We start from the raw sequence: 18421 nt of genomic DNA on the forward strand, positions 1-18421 counted from the left end.
CCGCGCTTCTCCTTCCCCCGGGCAGACCTCGCGCGCCGCCCTGGGGTGCGGCAGGGTGGTGGTCCTGTGATCAGCCCTGCCGGTCGCCGGTCAGAGCGTGCCGTCGAGCCCATGCGCCGATCTCGTCGGCGATGGCCCGGGGCTGGTCCTCAGGTGCGTGGTGACCGGCCGGGCCGCAGTGCCGGGTTTCGAGTGCGGCGATGTTCTCCGCACACCAGTCGGCCATCTCCTTGCCGATCAGCAAGGTGGGCGAGGAGTCGAAGGTGAGGAGCAGTTTGGGTACCTCGCCGCTGTCCGACAGCCACGTGCCGTACCGCCCGACGCGTTCGGCGACCTCGGCGGGCTCCCCGTCCAGCGGGAGCGAGCGTGCCCATTCCAGTATCGGGCGGCGGCTCTCCCGAGTCGGGTACGGAGCCCGGTAGACGCGCATGTCCTCCTCGCCCACCGGGTTCAGCACCCCGCCGGTGAAAGCCGATTCCAGGAAGGAGTTCTGGTCCAGCACCAGCGCCTCACCCTGCGGACCGCGCATGGCCAGGGCGCGCGAGCGCGGTCCGTCCCTCAGCTCGTTCCAGGACATCGGCCGCACGATGGTCTCGAAGAACGCCACGCCACGGACGCGGTCCGGGTGGCGAGCGGCCCAGTCGAACGCGAGCGCGCCGCCCCAGTCGTGGCCGACGAGCACCACCTCGTCCAGGCCCAACCGGTCGAACCAGTCGTCCAGGTAGCGGGCGTGGTCGGCGAACCGGTACGGCACCTCGGGCTTGCCGGAGCGGCCCATGCCGATCAGGTCGGGGGCCAGCAGGCGGGCGGGCAGGTCCACCGCGGGCAACACCTCGCGCCACAGATGGGACGAGCCGGGGTTGCCGTGCAGAAAGACGAGGGGCGTGCCGCTGCCGGCGTCCTCGTAGAACATCGTCGAATCCAGAACGTTCGCCACTGGCATGACGTACTCCGTATCGTTCGTCCCACTAACGTTCGCTGGCTTGACGAAGATAGATTGTTAGTGGGACTAACGCAACGGTAGGATCGCGGCATGAGTAACAGCACGCCCGACTCGGGGCGTTCGGCCGACCGGCGGCCCGGTGCCGCGCGGCTGCGCAATCTGCGGACCAGGCTTCTGTCGCTGGCCGCGCTCCAGTCGGATCGCCTGGTGAACGAGGAGTTGACGCGCGCGGGCGCCCGCAAGTGGCACTACGCGGTGCTCGCCACCCTGGACGAGTTCGGACCCGCCAGTCAGGCGGAGCTCAGCAGCCGTACAGGGATCTACCGCAGCGACATGGTCGCGGTGATCAAGGAACTGGCCGATCGCGCATGGGTGGAACGCTCACCCAACCCCGCCGATCGTCGGCAGAACACTATCGTCCTCACCGAACGGGGAAGCCGGCGACTTCCTGAGCTGGACGGACTGCTCGCCCGAGTGGAAGACGAGGTGCTCGCACCGCTGACCCCTTCGGAACGCGATCAGTTGGCCCGGCTGCTCGCCGCACTGGTGGATCACCACGGCCAGGCGATGTGAACGAGCCTCGCCCTGCCATGGTGGTCCGCATGACGTGGACCCGCGCACGGCATCGACGCCGAGGCCAAGACGGTGAACACCCGTTCGTGAAGCGGAAGTTGCCGTGCTCATCACCACCGGGCGCGTTTTCCCGGGCCTGGAGGTCGACAGGAACGCCCCTCGCGGACACGATCTGACCTCGGCCGGGAAGAACCGGTGGCGACTCAAGCCGAGGAATGCTCGACGATCAGGTCATGGCACTGCCGGGCGCGGTCTCCCACCCCCTCTGCCACCGCGAAGAGCTCGACCAAATAGGTGAGCAGATCTGCGATGTCACCACGCCCCGGGTGTGTGGCCAGCAACTCCTCAGTCGCCGCCCGCACGCTGCTTTCCGTGTCGACAAGCAGGGACCTGAACAAGTTGAGGAACGCGGCGAGAGTGTCATCCGGTGGGCCCAAGGGGGGCGTGAGCAACTGACGCCATTGCTCCGTACACGCCACGAACCGCCCCTCCACAGTCTCGAGCATGAGTCTTTCGAACGTGCACGAGAGGGCCCCGGGATGCGTTTCGGCAGCTTGCTCCACGTCTGTCCTCGCTCTGTCACGATGGCCGGCTTGTCGGTGCGCTTGGCTGCGTGAGGCGAGTGCCCAGTCGTAGGTGGGGTTGAGTTCGAGTGCGGCGGTGAGGTCGGTGACGGCTTCCTCGTAGTGGCCGGCTTGTTGGTGGGCCTGTCCGCGGGAGGCGAGTGCCCAGGCGTAGTCGGGGTCGAGTGCGAGTGCGGCGGTGAGGTCGGTGACGGCCTCGTCGTAGCGGCCGGCCTGGCGGTGCGTCTCTCCGCGGGAGGCGAGCGCCGAGTTGTAGTCGGGGTCGAGTGCGAGTGCGGCGGTGAAGTCGGTGACGGCCTCGTCGTATCGGCCGCCCCGCATGTGTGCCTCTCCCCGTGATACGAGTGCCCAGGTGTAGTCGGGGTCGAGTGCGAGTGCGGCAGTGAGGTCGGTGACGGCCTCGTCGTAGCGGCCGGCCCGCAGATGTGCCTCTCCCCGTGATGCGAGCGCCGAGGTGTAGGCGGGGTCGAGTGCGAGTGCGGCGGTGAAGTCGGTGACGGCCTGGTCGTAGCGGCCGGCCAGTCGGTGGGATTGCCCGCGGTCTGCGAGTGCCCAGTCGTAGGTGGGGTTGAGCTCAAGTGCCGCGGTGAGGTCGGTGACGGCTTGGTCGTACCGCCCGGACTGCATGTGTGCCTGTCCGCGGGAGGCGAGTGCCCAGGCGTAGGCGGGGTCGAGTGCGAGAGCAGCGGTGAAGTCGGTGACGGCCTGGTCGTAGCGGCCGGCCAGGCGGTGGGATTCCCCGCGGTCTGCGAGTGCCCAGTCGTAAGTGGGGTTGAGCTCGAGTGCGGCGGTGAGGTCGGTGACGGCTTGGTCGTACCGTCCGGACTGTCGGTGGGTCTGTCCTCGGGATGCGAGTGCCCAGGTGTAGGCGGGGTCGAGTGCGAGTGCCGCGGTGAAGTCGGTGACGGCCTTGTCGTAGCGGCCGGCCAGTCGGTGGGTTTCTCCGCGTGCTGCGAGTGCCCAGTCGTAGGTGGGGTCGAGTGCGAGTGCGGCGGTGAGGTCGGTGACGGCTTGGTCGTAGTGTCCGGACTGTCGATGGGCCTGTCCTCGGGAGGCGAGTGCCCAGGTGTAGGTGGGGTCGAGTTCGAGTGCCGCGGTGAAGTCGGTGAGGGCCTGGTCGTACCGTCCGGACTGTCGGTGGGTTTCTCCGCGTGCTGCGAGTGCCCAGGTGTAGGTGGGGTTGAGTTCGAGTGCGGCGGTGAGGTCGGTGATGGCCTGGTCGTAGCGGCCGGCCCGCATGTGTGCCTGTCCGCGTGATGCGAGTGCCCAGTCGTCGGTGGGCTTGAGTTCGAGTGCGGCGGTGAGGTCGGCGACGGCCTGATCGTGGTGGTCGAGCCATCGATGAGTCTCTCCGCGCCGGGCCCAGGCGTGGGCGTTAAGGTCGTTGTGCGCGATCGCCCGGTCGAACTCGGACAGCGCCTCTTCGTCCCGGTCGCAGAGGTAGAGGTGGATGCCTCGGTAGGTGTACGCCCAGCTCCTGCTCTCGGCGCTCAGCCGGTCGTGGGACAGCAGGACTCCGAGACAGGCGAGAGCGGGATCGTCGTCGGTGAGAGCCTCCCGAAGGCGCTCTGACCAGTGGAGCAGGGAGGAATCCGCGGCGTCCTGCGCTGCTTGCTCCAGTGCTTCGACCCACTGCCGCAGTACGGCGGAGTCCTGACCTGCGGCATGGACCACGTGTTCGAGAGCGGACGGCAGACCGGTGCCCCCCGGGTGGGCGCACAGTCGGTGGTACGTCTCGTCGAGGCGGTGCCGGCGCCACGTGGGGTCCTCCCAGCGCTTGGCCTCGGGGAGACGCTCCTCGACAGCCGCGCGCCAGGCGGCATGGGTCTCGGCTAGCTGGGCGTGCGCCGAAGCCCAGCCCTGCGGGGAGTGGGTGCGCTGCTGGCGGACCATGCTCGCGCGGACCACCGCGTGATAATGCTTGTAGCCGCTGCGGCCGTTGACGAAGGGCTGCCCGCACAGCCACTCCCACAGCGGTTCCGCCGCAGGGCCCGCTGCGGCGGCGAAGATGTCTTCGTTCAGCTGAAGGGGCAGGGCACACGCCCGCACGGCGTCACGCTTGTCCGGGTCCGTGATCCACTGGACGAAACGCTCGACGGCCACGTCCGCGATGTCCCCTCCCGCGTCGACGTCCTCGACCGTGTGCGGGCGTGCCAGGGCGAGGAGTTCGACGAGCAGCGGAAGTCCCATCGAGAGCTGTAGCACCGCCTCCACCACCGACGTATCCGTCACGCCCCGCGAGGTCAGCAGCGAGCGGGTCTCCGTCGCGGTGAAGACTTCCAACGGCACGTCCGCGACTTGGTCCCGCAGCGGCGCCCACTCCCGCTCCGGCAACTCGTCACGGCCGGCCAGCACGACGACGAGGTTCGCCGGCACCGGGCCGAACTCCTCGTCCAACAGGCTCAGCAGCCACCCGTCCAGGTACTGAGCCGTCTGCTCCCACGTGTCGAAGAACAGCACCACCCATCGTTGCCGACGGCACAGCCGCTCCAACTCGGCGACGAAGGCACGGCTCAGCCCCGTCTCGTCGCCTCGGCCACCGCGCCGCTGCTGACGGGAGCGCGACGCCGACCGAATCCGGTCCAGCCCCTGGGCGGCAGCATCCGGATTCGCCATCGCCGTCACGACTCCCGCGCCCGGAATCAACGAGACCGCTCCCAAGGCGGCTTGCGTGACCACCCGGCTCGACACCGACGCCTCACCCTCCGCGGGCGTCGGCTCGGCCTGCGTCGCCTGCTCCCGACGGAACTGCTCGACCGCCTTGTCGAAGTCCTTGCACGGCCCGCCCTGCGCCGCCAGCTGCCGGGCCAGCTCGGTCAGAGCCTGCCGCACCCCGTGGACATCGTTCTCGTCCACCACCGCCGTCGCGGCATCAGCACGCCTGGCCGCCTCCTGCCACTGGCGCAGCAGCGTGGACTTCCCCACGCCACCCACACCGCGCACATGGAACAGGAAGTCCGCCGGATCCTCCTCGGACTGCGGGTTCTTCGACAGGTTCTCCGTGAAGAGGGCCAACTGCGCACGCCGACCCACGAATCGAGCCTTCGCGCGCTGCCGGATCAATGCTCCCCGAGACAGGCCACGCGTTTCCGACCCCGACATCCCCGTACCCCCGTCACTTGCCCGCATCGCCCCGATAACGGCACTGCGCGGGCCCACACTTCTCGCACCGGACACAGGCCACCAGTGTCCTGTCCAGGCCCGCACCTGTCAGCCGAGCGCCGCAGGCTGCCCGCCTTCTGGGCTTGTTTCGGCCAGAGCTACGGAGTTCGTAGGTCGTACGGGTCCCCGCGAAGGATTCGTAGGTGATTCGTCGGCCCCACGGGGCCCCTGCGAAGGCGGAGAGGGCGCAGGTTCCGGGCGTCCGTCCGAGCGCAGGGGTCAGGAGCCCTGGCCCGCGACGTCTCGCCCGGATGCGGCAGGCGGCGTCGGAGGTGTGTCGCGCACCCCGCGACCACGTCGCGTGATTCTGGCCGGCGGCGCGCCTCACCCGCCGCAGCCGCACCCTGCCGCCGGGGTCACGGCGTCGCCCGCTTCCGGCCGTTCCGCGCAGCAGGTGTCCCCGCCGGGCGCGAGTGCGGGGCTTTTGCCGAGCCGGTCGGCGTCGGCCTTGACGGTGTAGACCTCCCAGGACTCCTTGCCGGGGCCGTGGACCCACACCTTGTCCTGGAGGGCGTAGCAGCAGGAGGTGTCGTTCTCCTCGAAGGTGGCGAGCCCGGCCTCCTTGAGACGGGTGGTCGCGGCGGTGACCTCGTCGGTGCCGCCGACTTCGACACCGAGGTGGTCGAGGCGGGTCTCCTGGCCGCGCTCGCCCTCGATGAGGACCAGCTTGAGCGGCGGGGTGGTGAGGGCGAAGTTCGCGTAGCCGGGGCGCCGCTTGGCGGGCTCGGTACCGAACAGCTTGGAGTAGAAGGTGACGGACGCTTCGAGGTCCGCGACGTTGAGCGCGAGCTGGACACGGGACATGGTGTCTCCCCGATCAGGTTGTATTGATGTCTGTCGATTCAAGGTTGCATCCTGAATCGAGAAACGTCAATATAGAAGCATGTCGAAACAAGAGCTCGTGGTGATCGGCCAAGACGGTGCCGGCCGTGCCGGGGAATGCTGCCCCGGTCTGCTGACCACCCCGCTGGACGAGGAGCGTGCGCAGGCGCTGGCGAAGGTGTTCAAGGCGCTGGGCGACCCCGTGCGGCTGCGCCTGCTGTCGATGATCGCCTCGCGGGCGGGCGGGGAGGTCTGCGTCTGCGACCTGACCCCGGCCTTCGACCTGTCGCAGCCGACGATCTCCCACCACCTGAAGCTGCTGAAGCAGGCCGGGCTGATCGACTCGGAACGGCGCGGGACGTGGGTGTACTACCGGCTGCTGCCCGAGATGACCGACCAGCTGGCCCAGGTCCTCTCCCGCCCCGCCGATCCTGCCGGGGCGCTCCCGCCCGCCTCCGCGGGGACCTCTTCGTGAGCGGGGGCGGAACGGCGCACGCGGAGCCGGCCGCCCGGCGGCTGTCGTTCCTGGACCGGTTCCTCGCCGTGTGGATTCTCGGCGCGATGGCCGCCGGCCTCGGACTGGGCCGCCTCGTACCGGGGCTGGGCGACGCGCTCGCGAAGGTGACCGTCACCGGGGTCTCGCTGCCGATCGCGCTCGGCCTGCTCGTGATGATGTACCCGGTCCTCGCGAAGGTCCGTTACGACCGCGTCTCCACCGTCACCCGCGACCGGCGCCTGCTCGTCCCGTCCCTGGTGCTGAACTGGGTCGTCGGCCCGGCGCTGATGTTCGCGCTCGCCTGGATCTTCCTGCCCGACCTGCCGGAGTACCGCACCGGGCTGATCATCGTCGGCCTGGCCCGCTGCATCGCCATGGTGGTCATCTGGAACGACCTGGCCTGCGGCGACCGTGAGGCCGCCGCCGTCCTGGTGGCACTCAACTCGGTGTTCCAGGTCCTCGCGTTCTCGGCGCTGGGCTGGTTCTACCTCGGCGTGCTGCCCGGATGGCTCGGGCTGGAGCAGACCGCCCTGGACGTGTCGGTGTGGGAGATCACCCGATCCGTACTGATCTTCCTCGGCTTCCCGCTGCTGGCCGGGTTCCTCACCCGGCGCCTCGGCGAGAAAGCCAAGGGGCGTACCTGGTACGAGACGAAGCTGGTTCCCCGGATCGGACCGTTCGCCCTGTACGGGCTGCTGTTCACCGTCGTCGTGCTCTTCGCCCTCCAGGGCGACGCCATCACCTCCAAGCCGCTGGACGTCGTCCGCATCGCGCTGCCGCTGCTGGTGTACTTCGCGGTGATGTGGGCCGGGTCCCTGGCGGCCGGCCGCGCGCTCGGACTCGACTACCCGAAGGCGGCCACGCTCGCGTTCACCGCTGCGGGCAACAACTTCGAGCTCGCCATCGCGGTCGCCGTCGCCACCTTCGGCGCCACCTCCGGCCAGGCCCTCGCGGGAGTCGTCGGCCCCCTCATCGAGGTCCCCGTCCTCATCGGCCTCGTCCATGTCGCCCTCGCCGTACGCCACCGCTTCCCCGGGACCGGCGGCCCGGCAGCCGTACCTGCCACCGCTCCGGAAGGTTCCGCCCGTGTCTGAGCCCGTGCCCGTGTCTGAGCCCGTGCCCGTGTCCGAGTCAGTGTCCGAGTCAGTGTCAGTGTCCGAGCCGGTGCCGGGGGCCAGGCCGTCCGTGCTGTTCGTGTGCGTCCACAACGCGGGCCGCTCCCAGATGGCCGCCGCCTGGCTCACCCACCTCTCCGAGGGCCGGGTCGAGGTCCGCTCCGCCGGTTCCGCACCGGCCGACGCCGTGAACCCGGCCGCTGTACGAGCGATGGCGGAGGTCGGCATCGACCTGTCCGCCGAGACCCCGATGGTGCTGACCGCCGACGCCGTACGGGCATCGGACGTGGTCATCACCATGGGCTGCGGCGACACCTGCCCCGTCTTCCCCGGCCGGACCTACCTGGACTGGCAGCTCGACGACCCCGCCGGCCGAGGCGTCGACGCGGTCCGGCCGATCCGCGACGAGATCGAGCGCCGGGTACGGGGCCTCCTCACCGAGCTCCTGCCGGACGTGTCCTGACCGGCAGGAGCGTGGAGCTCAGGCCAGGCTCTCCCGCCACGCCCGGTGCAGCCCCGCGAACCGACCCTCGCCGCCGATGAGTTCGGCCGGCGAACCGTCCTCCACGATGCGGCCGTGCTCCATCACCAGTACCCGGTCCGCGATCTCCACCGTGGACAGCCGGTGCGCGATCACCACCGCCGTGCGGCCGTGCAGCACCGTGTCCATGGCCCGCTGCACCGCGCGCTCGCCGGGGATGTCCAGGGAGCTGGTCGCCTCGTCCAGGATCACCACCGCCGGGTCGGCCAGCAGCGCCCGCGCGAACGCGACCAACTGGCGCTGCCCGGCGGAGATCCGGCCGCCCCGCTTGCGTACGTCGGTGTCGTACCCCTCCGGCAGGCTCTCGATGAACTCGTGCGCCCCGATCGCCCTCGCGGCCTGCTCGATCTCCTGGGGCGTGGCGTCCGGGCGGCCGATCGCGATGTTCTCCGCGACCGTCCCGGAGAACAGGAACGCCTCCTGTGTCACCATCACCACACCCCGCCGCAGCTCCGGCGTGGACAAATCCCGCAGATCGACGCCGTCCAGCAGCACCCGGCCGTCGGTCGGGTCGTAGAACCGGGCCAGCAGCTTCGCCAGCGTCGACTTGCCCGCACCCGTCGAACCGACCACGGCCACCGTCCGGCCGGCCGGCAGGGTCAGGTCGAAGGACGGCAGCACCTCGCCGCCGGTGCGGTACGCGAACCGGACCCCGTCGAAGACGACCTCCCGGCCCGGCTGCTCGCCGCGCAGCGCGGGCAGCTCCACCGGGGCTGCCGGCTCGGGCACGGACGGGGTCTGCGCGAGCAGGCCCGCGATCTTCTGCAGGGACGCGGCGGCGGACTCCCAGGAGTTGAGGAACATCGCCAGCCGGTCGATCGGGTCGTACAGCCGACGCAGGTAGAGCACCGCCGCGGCCAGCACACCCAGCGCCAGGGTGCCCGAGGCCACCCGGTAGGCACCCCACAGCACCATGCCCGCGACAGCGATGTTGGCGACGAGCCGGGAGCCCACCACGTAACGGGCCATCTCCAGCAGGGTGTCGCCGTTGGACCGCTCGTGACGGTGGTTGAGCGTCTCGAACACGGCGTCGTTGGCCCGCTCGCGGCGGAACGCCCGCACCGGCCTGATGCCGTTCATCGTCTCGGCGAACTTCACGATCACCGCCGCCGTGGCGGTGGACCGCACCGCGTACGCCCGGCCCGCCCGCGCCCGGTAGACGCGCACCAGCAGATAGAGCGGCACGAAGGAGAGCACCGCGATGGACCCGATGCCGAAGTCCAGCCAGAGCAGCATCCCCGAGATGAAGACGAAGGAGAGGACCACGGTGATCAGCTCCTGGAGGCCCTCGCTGAGCAGCTCCCGCAGGGATTCCACGTCGGTGGTGGACCGGGAGATCAGCCGGCCCGAGGTGTAGCGCTCGTGGAAGTCCACGCTCAGCGCCTGCGCGTGCCGGAAGATCCGGCCGCGCAGGTCCAGCAGCACATCCTGGTTGATACGCGCCGAGCCCCGGATGAAGGCGTACTGGAGGTAGCCGCCGCCCGCCGCGCAGAGCGCGTAGCCGACGCCCACCGCGATCAGCGGACCGTGGTCGGAGTCCCGGAACGCGGGCACCGCGCGGTCGATCGCGTACGCCACGAGCAGCGGGCCCGCCTGCACGGCGGCCTGCTGGACGAGCAGCAGCACCACGGTCACCAGGACCCGTGCGCGCAACGGCCGCAGCAGCGAGGCGAGCAGGGCGCCGGTGGCGCCCTGCGGGGTGGGCAGGGCGTCCCGGTCGAACGCGTCACCGGACTCGGGAGCGGCCCCCGGGCCGGTCGTGCCCGGAATGCTGTCGGCGGGCCCGGTGCCGTCGGCGGACGGGGTGTCGGCGGTGGTGGTACTGGTCATGGGGTAGTGGCCTCCTCGGCGACCGTGATGCCGGGCCGTTCGGCGCCCGACATCAGCCAGGCGTACTCGGCGTTCGCCCGCAGCAGTTCCTGATGAGTACCGACAGCCGCGATCCGGCCCCCGGACAGCAGCGCGACACGGTCGGCGAGCATCACGGTGGACGGCCGGTGAGCGACGATCACCGCCGTGGTCTCCTTCAGAACCTGCCGCAGCGCAGCCTCCACCCGGGCCTCGGTGTGCACGTCCAGCGCGGAGAGCGGGTCGTCCAGCACCAGGAACCGGGGCCGGCCGACCACCGCGCGAGCCAGCGCGAGCCGCTGACGCTGACCGCCCGACAGGCTCAGCCCCTGCTCGCCGACCTGAGTGCGGGTGCCCTCGGGCAGCTCGTGCGCGAAGTGGGCCTGGGCGACGTCGAGGGCACGGTTCAGGTCCTCGTCGTCGGCGCCGTCCGCGCCCATCAGCACGTTCTCGCCGACCGTGGCCGAGAACAGCGTCGGCTCCTCGAAGGCCACCGACACCAGCGACCGCAGCCGTGCCCGCTCCATCGAGACGATGTCCTCGCCGTCCAGGGTGATCCGTCCGCCGGTGAGCTCGTGCAGCCGGGGCACCAGGGCGGTGAGCGTCGTCTTGCCGGAACCGGTGGCCCCGACCAGCGCCATCGTCTCGCCCGGCCGGACGTGCAGATCGATCCCGGCGAGCACGGGCACGGAATCCGGGGCCGCGTCCGGGTAGCGGAAGGAGACCCCCTCGAAGACCATCCCGGGTGCGGTACCGCCCGCAGCGACGGAGGCGGCCCCGGATGCGAGCCCGCTCTCCTCCGCCACGTCCATGACCTCGAAGTAACGGTCCGTCGCGGTCGCCGCCTCCTGGCTCATCGCGAGCAGGAAACCGATCGACTCCACCGGCCAGCGCAGCGCGAGCGCCGTCGACAGGAACGCCACCAGCGTCCCCGCGGAGAGGCCGCCGTCCGCCACCTGAACGGTGCCGAGGACCAGCGCCGCGCCGATTGCCAGCTCCGGCACCCCGGTGATGAGCGCCCAGATCCCCGCCAGCAGCCGGGCCTTGGTCAGCTCGGTGGAGCGCAGCCGGTGCGACAGCTCCCGGAACGCCCGCGCCTGACTGCGGTGCCGGCCGAACCCCTTGACGATCCGGATGCCGAGCACGCTCTCCTCGACGACCGTCGTCAGATCGCCGACCTGGTCCTGGGCGGTGCGCGCCGCGAGGGAGTACTTCGACTCGAAAAGCGAGCTGAGGATCATCAGCGGGACCGCCGGAGCGAGCAGCACCAGCCCCAGCGTCCACTCCTGGACGAACAGGATGACGAACCCGACAACGATCGTTGCCGTGTTGACCAGCAAAAAGGTCAGCGGGAACGCCAGGAACATGCGCACCAGCATCAGGTCGGTGGTGCCGCGCGACAGCAGCTGACCGGAGGGCCAGCGGTCGTGGAAGGACATCGGCAGCCGCTGGAGACGGTGGTACAGGTCGGCCCGCATGCCCGCCTCGACCCCGGCCAGCGGCCGGGCCACCAGCCACCGCCGCAGCCCGAACAGCACCGCCTCCACGATGCCCAGGCCAAGCAGCCACAGCGCCCCCAGCCAGACCCCGCCCGGGTCACGGTCGGCCACCGGGCCGTCCACCATCCACTTGAGTACGAACGGGATGACCAGCCCGAGGCAGGACGCGACCACGGCGACGAACGCGGCGGAGAGCCAGCGGGCACGTACGGGACGGAGGTAGGGCCACAAGCGCTTGAGGGAGCGCACGGTGGACCGGTCCGTGCGCTCTGCGGGGTTCGGGGGCATCAGGGGCGATCCTATGTTTCACCACTGACAACCCCCACCGGGTTTTCCGACCGTTCGAAAGCTCCGGCTCCGCACCGACGGCGAGAGGCCGGGAACTGCCACACGTCCTCAAGCGTGTTGCGGAAGTCCCGCCTGTCCGGCGGCGCCCGGGCGGACGGCGCTGCTTCCGCAAAACGCTCAAAGCGTGTTGCGAAAGTCCCGCTTGTCCGGCGACGCCCGGCACGCACGCTCGCCGCGTTGTCGGGATCACCCCGATACATCCGGTATCGGGGCGACCCTCCGCCTTGCGATCGCACGCACCGGACGCCGCCGGACCCGCCCTCCGGGCGGACGGCGCTACTTCCGCAACACGCTTTAGCCTCGTCGAGTACCGGACAGTGTGGGCGTTCCTCCTGGGAGAACAACGTGGGCGATGGTCTTCAGTGGATGGTCGGCAGGACGTCCAGCTCCGGCTGGATGCTGGACGTGCACTTCGCCCGTGGCATCGGTGCCGAAGAGCTGGCGGTGCGCATGGGCGCGCGGGCCGGTTCGGCGGCGGAGGCGATGACCGACGACGAGATCACCGGCCTCGACATCGACGCCCATCCCCACCGTGGGCCGGGCAGCGCCGTCGTCCGCGTCGGTGAGCACGCCGGCTGGGCCTTCGCGATCACCTACGGCCCCTACCTCGACAAGCTGCACGAGGTCTCGCGCAACGGTGTGGAAGCCGTCCACTACCACCACAACTCCGAGCATCCGCCCACCCACGTCTCGTACGGCCGTGACGGCCGCACGGTCACCGGATTCGGCCTGTGCGAGGAGTACCACCGGTACGGCGAAGGGGACGATCCGCTCCTGCCGGAACTCGTGGCCGCCGGAATCCTGCGCCCCGACGGCGCGGCTCTCCACGACCCCGGCATCCACGACCGCGACGGGCACGGCCGCCGTAGCCTGGCCGTCTTCGAGGAGCGCTTCGGTCTCTCCCTGCCCCGCACCGCCCTGGCCGGGGACCGCCTCCCCGTGTATGCGGTCATGGGCTCCCCGGCGGCCGACTTCGAGGAGATCCACGCCTGGGCCGCGGCGAACGGCAGCCCTCTCCCCGACGAACGCCTCCGCCTGATTCCGGCCGGCCTGCGCGCCGCGTACGAGCGGGCCACCGACCCCCGGTGGTGGGACCGCCGGAGCGGCGTGAACCGCGCCGCCGCCCAGGGCGAGTTCCGCACCAGCGGCGTCCTGCCGGAGCCCGTGGACCCAGCAGGCACAGGGCTGCGCCCGCTACGCAGTCACCCGCAGCAGTAGCAGCGAGCGCCCCGGCACCCTGAGCACCGTGCCGCCCGGGTGGACCGTGCCGGGTGCCTCGGCCTGGTCCTCCCGCGAGGTGTCGAGGACGAGTTCGTAGGAGGCGGCCCACGGAGGGCCCGGCAGAGCGAAGTCGGCCGGGCGTTCCGCCGCGTGCAGGATCGCCAGGAAGCTGTCGTCCACGATCTGCTCGCCCCGCGCGTCCCGGCCCGGGATGTCCCGCCCCGAGAGGAAGAGGCCGAGCGTCGCGGCGGGCGCGTACCAGTCCTGGGCCGTCATCTCCTCGCCGTGCCGGGTGAACCAGGCCAGGTCCCGCAGCCCGTCCGCGGTCTGGGGCCGCCCCGAGAAGAAGGCCCGGCGGCGCAGCACCGGATGGGTGTGGCGCAGCCGCAGCACCCGGGCGGTCAGCTCGGTCAGCCCGCGCCAGCCCGGGTCGTCGAGGAGCGACCAGTCCACCCAGCTGATCTCGTTGTCCTGGCAGTAGGCGTTGTTGTTGCCGCCCTGCGTACGCCCCATCTCGTCACCCGCCACCAGCATCGGCACCCCGGTGGAGAGCAGCAGGGTGGTGAGCAGGTTCCGCAGCTGGCGGCGGCGGAGCGCGTTGATCTCCGGGTCGTCGCTCTCGCCCTCCGCGCCGCAGTTCCAGGAGCGGTTGTCGCCGGTGCCGTCGCGGTTGTCCTCGCCGTTGGCCTCGTTGTGCTTGTGGTGGTAGCTCACCAGGTCGCGCAGGGTGAAACCGTCGTGCGCGGTGACGAAGTTGACGGAGGCGTACGGGCGGCGCCCGCCCCACGCGTACAGGTCGCTGGAGCCGGACAGGCGGTAACCGAGGTCGCGGACGTCCCCCAGCGCGCCGCGCCAGAAGTCGCGCACGGCGTCGCGGTAGCGGTCGTTCCACTCGGTCCACAGCGGCGGGAACGCCCCCACCTGGTAGCCGCCGTTGCCCACGTCCCACGGCTCGGCGATCAGCTTGACCCGGCGCAGCACCGGATCCTGGGCGATCACCGCGAGGAACGGGGAGAGCATGTCCACGTCGTGCATCGAGCGCGCCAGCGCCGCCGCCAGGTCGAAGCGGAACCCGTCGACGCCCATCTCGGTCACCCAGTACCGCAGGGAGTCGGTGATCAGCCGCAGCACGTGCGGCTGCACCACGTGCAGGGTGTTGCCGCAGCCGGTGTAGTCGGCGTACCGGCGGGCGTCGGACTGGAGGCGGTAGTAGCCGCGGTTGTCGACGCCCCGCATGGACAGGGTCGGGCCCAGCTCGCCCGCTTCGGCGGTGTGGTTGTAGACGACGTCCAGGATCACCTCGATCCCGGCGTCGTGCAGGGCGCGCACCATCCGCTTGAACTCGCCGACCTGCTGCCCGGCGGTGCCGCTCGCCGCGTAGTCGGCGTGCGGGGCGAAGTAGCCGATCGAGTTGTAGCCCCAGTAGTTGTGCATCCCGCGCCGGAGCAGATGGTCCTCGTGCGCGAACTGGTGCACCGGCAGCAGCTCCACCGCAGTCACCCCCAGCCGCTTCAGGTGCTCGATCGCGGCGGGGTGGGCGAGACCGGCGTAGGTCCCGCGCAGCTCGGGCGGGATGCCGGGGTGCAGCTTGGTGAAGCCGCGCACGTGCAGTTCGTAGATGACGGAGTCGGCCCAGGGCGTCTTGGGACGCCGGTCGTCCATCCACTCGTCCTCGCCGCCCGGGAGATCGTCGTGGACGACGACCCCCTTGGGCACGAACGGCGCCGAGTCGCGTTCGTCGCGCACGGTGTCGGCGACGTGCTGCTGCGGCCAGTCCCGCATGTGGCCGTAGACCTCGGGCGGCAGCGCGAAGGTGCCGTCCACGGCACGGGCGTACGGGTCGAGCAGCAGCTTCGCGGCGTTCCAGCGGGCCCCCGTCCACGGGTCCCAGCGGCCGTGGACGCGGTAGCCGTACCGCTGGCCGGGACGCACCCCCGGCACGAAGCCGTGCCAGATCTCGTGGGTCAGCTCGGTCAGCCGGCACCGGGTCTCGTGCCCTGCCCCGTCGAAGAGGCAGAGCTCGACGGCCTCCGCCCCGCCCGCCCACAGGGCGAAGTTGGTACCGGCCACCCCGTCCGGGCCCACCCGGAACCGCGCGCCCAGCGGCATGGGCGCGCCGGGCCACACCGGGGGCGGCACGGCTCCGTCCGGGCCCCCCGCGGGGGCTCCGGACCGCGGCACACGGGTGGTGTTTCCCGATGCCCCGTCGTCCGCGCGCACCGGTCGTACCGGCTCCTGCACGGCTTCCTGCTCGGCTGCGCTCGACACTCCCGGCCTCCTGCGGCTCGTGGGGACGGGCAGAACGGGAGACGCGCGGCGTCCCGGCCGCGGCCTCCCGGTGAAGTCCTCCCCCCTGTTCTGCCCACCGGGAGGCCCACACTCACGTTTCCCCGGAGCGACCCTGGTCGTTGGGGGGTGCGTGACTCACACAGCGAAGAGAGCACGGACCGGTCCGGCCGCCGTGCTGACATGGGCAGGACTACTGGCGCTCGCGGCCGTACTGACCGGCTGCACCGGCCACATCCCCTTCGTCAACGGGAAGGCGCGCGCCCCCGAGGACGTGATCCGGATTCTCCCGGCGGACGGCGCGAAGAACGTCCCGGCCTCCACCCGCATGGAGGTGGAGGTCCCGGACGGGCACCTGGAGAGCGTCGAGGTGGCGCAGATCGAGGACGCCCGGAGCGGCCGGATCACCGGAAAGATCTCCGAGGACGGCCGCCGGTGGGCCCCCACCGGCGGTACCGGACGCCTCCGGCTCGCCGCGAAGTACAGCGTCGACGCGGTGGCGGTGGACGGGGCCGGGCGCAGGTCGGCCCGGCACACCACCTTCACCACGCTCGTCCCGGGGCACCACTTCATCGGCTACGTCAAACCGGAGCACCGCTCGACGGTCGGCACCGGGATGATCGTCTCCTTCGACTTCAGCAGCCCCGTCACCCACCGTGCCGCGGTACAGCGGGCCATCAAGGTCACCGCCGTCCCCGCCGTGGAGGTGTCCGGCCACTGGTTCGGCAAGGACCGGCTCGACTTCCGGCCGGAGAAGTACTGGAAGCCGGGCACGGTGGTCACCGTCGACATCGGGCTGCGGGACGTGGAGGGCTCACCCGGCGTGTACGGAAGCCAGAACAAGCGCGTCCGCTTCACCGTGGGCCGCTCCCAGATCTCCCTGGTCGACGCGGCCGAGCACACCATGGAGGTGCGCCGGGACGGCGAGCTCGTCAGTACCGTGCCGATCACCGCGGGGGCGCCGAAGACCACCACGTACAACGGGAAGATGGTGGTCAGCGAACTCCACGAGGTGACCCGGATGGACGGCCGGACGGTGGGCTTCGGCGGGGAGTACGACATCAAGGACGTGCCGCACGCCATCCGGCTCACCGAGTCCGGCACCTTCCTGCACGGCAACTACTGGGCGCCCGAGGAGACCTTCGGCTCCGAGAACGTCAGCCACGGCTGCATCGGGCTGAGGGACGAGAAGGGCGGCAGCGCTTCCGCGCCGGCCGGTTGGTTCTTCGACCGCACCCTCGTCGGCGACGTGGTGGAGGTCGTCAACTCCGACGACAGGACGGTCGCCCCGGACAACGGACTCAGTGGCTGGAACCTCGACTGGAAGAGGTGGAAAGCGGGTTCGGCCCTGCGCTGAGTCCTCGTGCCGGGACCTCGTCCCGGATCCCTCTCCGGGACGGGGGCGGGGCGGCTCCGTGAGCACCTCCGTACCCCCTGTCACCTGCGCATGTTCCGGGTGAACTTGGGACTGAACGGTGACATCCGCGGGACCTCCTCGCAAACGGCCGTGTGGTTTTCTTCTCGATAGGCGCGCATGTTCGACGCGCGGGGGTGTGCGGGGTCCGATCGGGCCAGGCCGCGCGAGGGGAGACAACCACGATGAGCGGAACAGCGATACGGGGACGTGCGGCCGGAACCGGCGGGGGAACGCGCGGGCGCCGGGGCCCCGGAATCCTCGCGCTGCTGCTCGGCGCACTGCTTCTGCTGGTGACGGCCTGCGGCGGAAGCGGTGCGGGCAGCGGCACCGGCGCCGGCGGCAAGGGCGGCAGCGGCAAGGTCGAGGACACGGCCGCCTCCGAGGCGGTCGTGACCGTGGCACCGGCCGACGGCGCCACCTCCGTGGAGACCAGCGGAGCGCTGAAGATATCCGCGACCAAGGGCAAGCTGACCTCGGTCAAGGTCGCCGACGCCCAGGGCGCCGAGGTGGAGGGCGCCCTCTCCGCGGACGCCACCAGCTGGACCCCGGAACGCCACCTCGCCGCGTCGACCAAGTACGCGGTGCACGCCATCGCCGAGGATTCCAAGGGCCGTCAGTCCGCCAAGGACACCACCTTCACCACGCTGGTCCCCAAGAACACCTTCATCGGGCAGTACACGCCGGAGAACGGTTCGACCGTCGGCGTCGGCATGCCGGTCTCCATCAACTTCACCCGGGGCATCACCGACCCGGCCGCCGTCGAGAAGGCCATCACGGTCAAGGCGGAGCCCAGCGTGCCGATCGAGGGCCACTGGTTCGGCAACGACCGCCTCGACTTCCGCCCCGAGAAGTACTGGGCCGCCGGCACGAAGGTGACGGTGGAGCTCAACCTCGACGGCGTGGAGGGACGGCCGGGCGTCTACGGCAAGCAGGCCAAGACCTTCAGTTTCACCATCGGCCGCAGCCAGGTCTCCACGGTCGACGCCTCCACCCACCGGATGGTCGTCGTCCGCGACGGCGAGAAGCTCAAGGACATCCCGATCTCGGCGGGCGCCCCGGCCACCACCACGTACAACGGTCAGATGGTCATCAGCGAGAAGCTCCGGGTGACCCGGATGAACGGGGACACGGTCGGCTTCGGCGGGGAGTACGACATCAAGGACGTGCCGCACGCGATGCGCCTGTCCACCTCGGGCACCTTCGTCCACGGCAACTACTGGGGCGGCTCCGGCATCTTCGGCACCACCAACACCAGCCACGGCTGCGTCGGGCTGCGGGACGTGCGCGGCGGCTACGACGGCAGCACCCCGGCCGGCTGGTTCTTCGACCAGTCGATCATCGGAGACGTCGTCGTCGTGAAGAACTCCAAGGACAAGACGATCGCCCCGGACAACGGCCTCAACGGCTGGAACATGGACTGGTCCGAGTGGATCAAGTGGATCCCGCCGTACGGAGGGGCCCGGCGCTGTGACCAACGGCACCGGGTCCCTCCGCGTTAGCGGCGGTTAACCTGCCTCCCATGACCGTAACCCTCGAAGTACGCGACAACGTCGGCACGATCCGGCT

General features: G+C 70.7%; 13 protein-coding genes. 7 read left to right on the forward strand and 6 right to left on the reverse strand.

The window, feature by feature from the left end; translation table 11 throughout:
- Positions 1-70 precede the first annotated feature (70 nt).
- Positions 71-994, reverse strand: a complete 924-nt coding sequence (locus tag ACFWEP_RS06820; RefSeq protein WP_387366714.1) for a haloalkane dehalogenase — start codon at positions 992-994, stop codon at positions 71-73.
- 39 nt (positions 995-1033) lie between these two features.
- Between ACFWEP_RS06820 and ACFWEP_RS06825 the strand changes: the two genes are divergently transcribed.
- Positions 1034-1516 (forward strand): MarR family winged helix-turn-helix transcriptional regulator, encoded by a 483-nt coding sequence (locus ACFWEP_RS06825; RefSeq protein WP_387366679.1) that lies wholly within the window; start codon positions 1034-1036, stop codon positions 1514-1516.
- Between the two features lie 203 nt (positions 1517-1719).
- On the opposite strand, the gene ACFWEP_RS06830 is transcribed toward ACFWEP_RS06825, so the two are convergent.
- Both ACFWEP_RS06830 and ACFWEP_RS06835 read right to left on the reverse strand, forming a co-directional pair.
- The gene (locus ACFWEP_RS06830; protein ID WP_387366682.1) at positions 1720-5133 is read right to left on the reverse strand and encodes a tetratricopeptide repeat protein; all 3414 of its coding nucleotides are present in this window, start codon (positions 5131-5133) and stop codon (positions 1720-1722) included.
- 453 nt (positions 5134-5586) lie between these two features.
- Positions 5587-6066, reverse strand: a complete 480-nt coding sequence (locus tag ACFWEP_RS06835) for an ArsI/CadI family heavy metal resistance metalloenzyme (protein ID WP_387366685.1) — start codon at positions 6064-6066, stop codon at positions 5587-5589.
- 79 nt (positions 6067-6145) lie between these two features.
- On the opposite strand from ACFWEP_RS06835, the gene ACFWEP_RS06840 reads away from it, so the two are divergent.
- From ACFWEP_RS06840 to ACFWEP_RS06850, 3 genes are all read left to right on the forward strand, one after another.
- Positions 6146-6559, forward strand: a complete 414-nt coding sequence (locus tag ACFWEP_RS06840; protein ID WP_387366688.1) for an ArsR/SmtB family transcription factor — start codon at positions 6146-6148, stop codon at positions 6557-6559.
- Entirely contained in the window at positions 6556-7674 is a 1119-nt protein-coding gene (gene arsB, locus ACFWEP_RS06845; protein ID WP_387366691.1) for an ACR3 family arsenite efflux transporter, read from the forward strand. Before ACFWEP_RS06840 ends, arsB begins: the two co-directional genes overlap by 4 nt.
- Before the next feature lie 130 nt (positions 7675-7804).
- A complete protein-coding gene (locus ACFWEP_RS06850) occupies positions 7805-8158 on the forward strand; it encodes an arsenate reductase ArsC (RefSeq protein WP_387366716.1) in 354 nt (117 codons plus the stop codon).
- A gap of 18 nt (positions 8159-8176) precedes the next feature.
- On the opposite strand, the gene ACFWEP_RS06855 is transcribed toward ACFWEP_RS06850, so the two are convergent.
- Both ACFWEP_RS06855 and ACFWEP_RS06860 read right to left on the reverse strand, forming a co-directional pair.
- Positions 8177-10066 carry an ABC transporter ATP-binding protein gene (locus ACFWEP_RS06855; protein ID WP_387366694.1) on the reverse strand — a complete coding sequence of 630 codons (1890 nt, stop codon included), beginning with the start codon at positions 10064-10066 and terminating at the stop codon, positions 8177-8179.
- Positions 10063-11871 (reverse strand): ABC transporter ATP-binding protein, encoded by a 1809-nt coding sequence (locus tag ACFWEP_RS06860; RefSeq protein WP_387366697.1) that lies wholly within the window; start codon positions 11869-11871, stop codon positions 10063-10065. Before ACFWEP_RS06860 ends, ACFWEP_RS06855 begins: the two co-directional genes overlap by 4 nt.
- A 405-nt stretch (positions 11872-12276) precedes the next feature.
- Between ACFWEP_RS06860 and ACFWEP_RS06865 the strand changes: the two genes are divergently transcribed.
- Positions 12277-13149, forward strand: coding sequence for a DUF6461 domain-containing protein (locus tag ACFWEP_RS06865; RefSeq protein ID WP_387366700.1), 873 nt, complete (start codon positions 12277-12279; stop codon positions 13147-13149).
- On the opposite strand, the gene glgX is transcribed toward ACFWEP_RS06865, so the two are convergent.
- Entirely contained in the window at positions 13126-15420 is a 2295-nt protein-coding gene (gene glgX / locus ACFWEP_RS06870; RefSeq protein WP_387366703.1) for a glycogen debranching protein GlgX, read from the reverse strand. The genes ACFWEP_RS06865 and glgX overlap by 24 nt on opposite strands.
- 151 nt (positions 15421-15571) lie before the next feature.
- On the opposite strand from glgX, the gene ACFWEP_RS06875 reads away from it, so the two are divergent.
- Both ACFWEP_RS06875 and ACFWEP_RS06880 read left to right on the forward strand, forming a co-directional pair.
- On the forward strand, positions 15572-16795 hold the full coding sequence (locus ACFWEP_RS06875) for an Ig-like domain-containing protein (protein WP_387366705.1): 1224 nt from the start codon (positions 15572-15574) through the stop codon (positions 16793-16795).
- Positions 16796-17037: 242 nt separating this feature from the next.
- Positions 17038-18354 (forward strand): Ig-like domain-containing protein, encoded by a 1317-nt coding sequence (locus tag ACFWEP_RS06880; RefSeq protein WP_387366708.1) that lies wholly within the window; start codon positions 17038-17040, stop codon positions 18352-18354.
- Positions 18355-18421: the final 67 nt, after the last annotated feature.

It is taken from the genome of Streptomyces sp. NPDC060198 (genome assembly GCF_042728415.1).
In the GTDB taxonomy this organism is placed as follows: Bacteria; Actinomycetota; Actinomycetes; order Streptomycetales; family Streptomycetaceae; genus Streptomyces.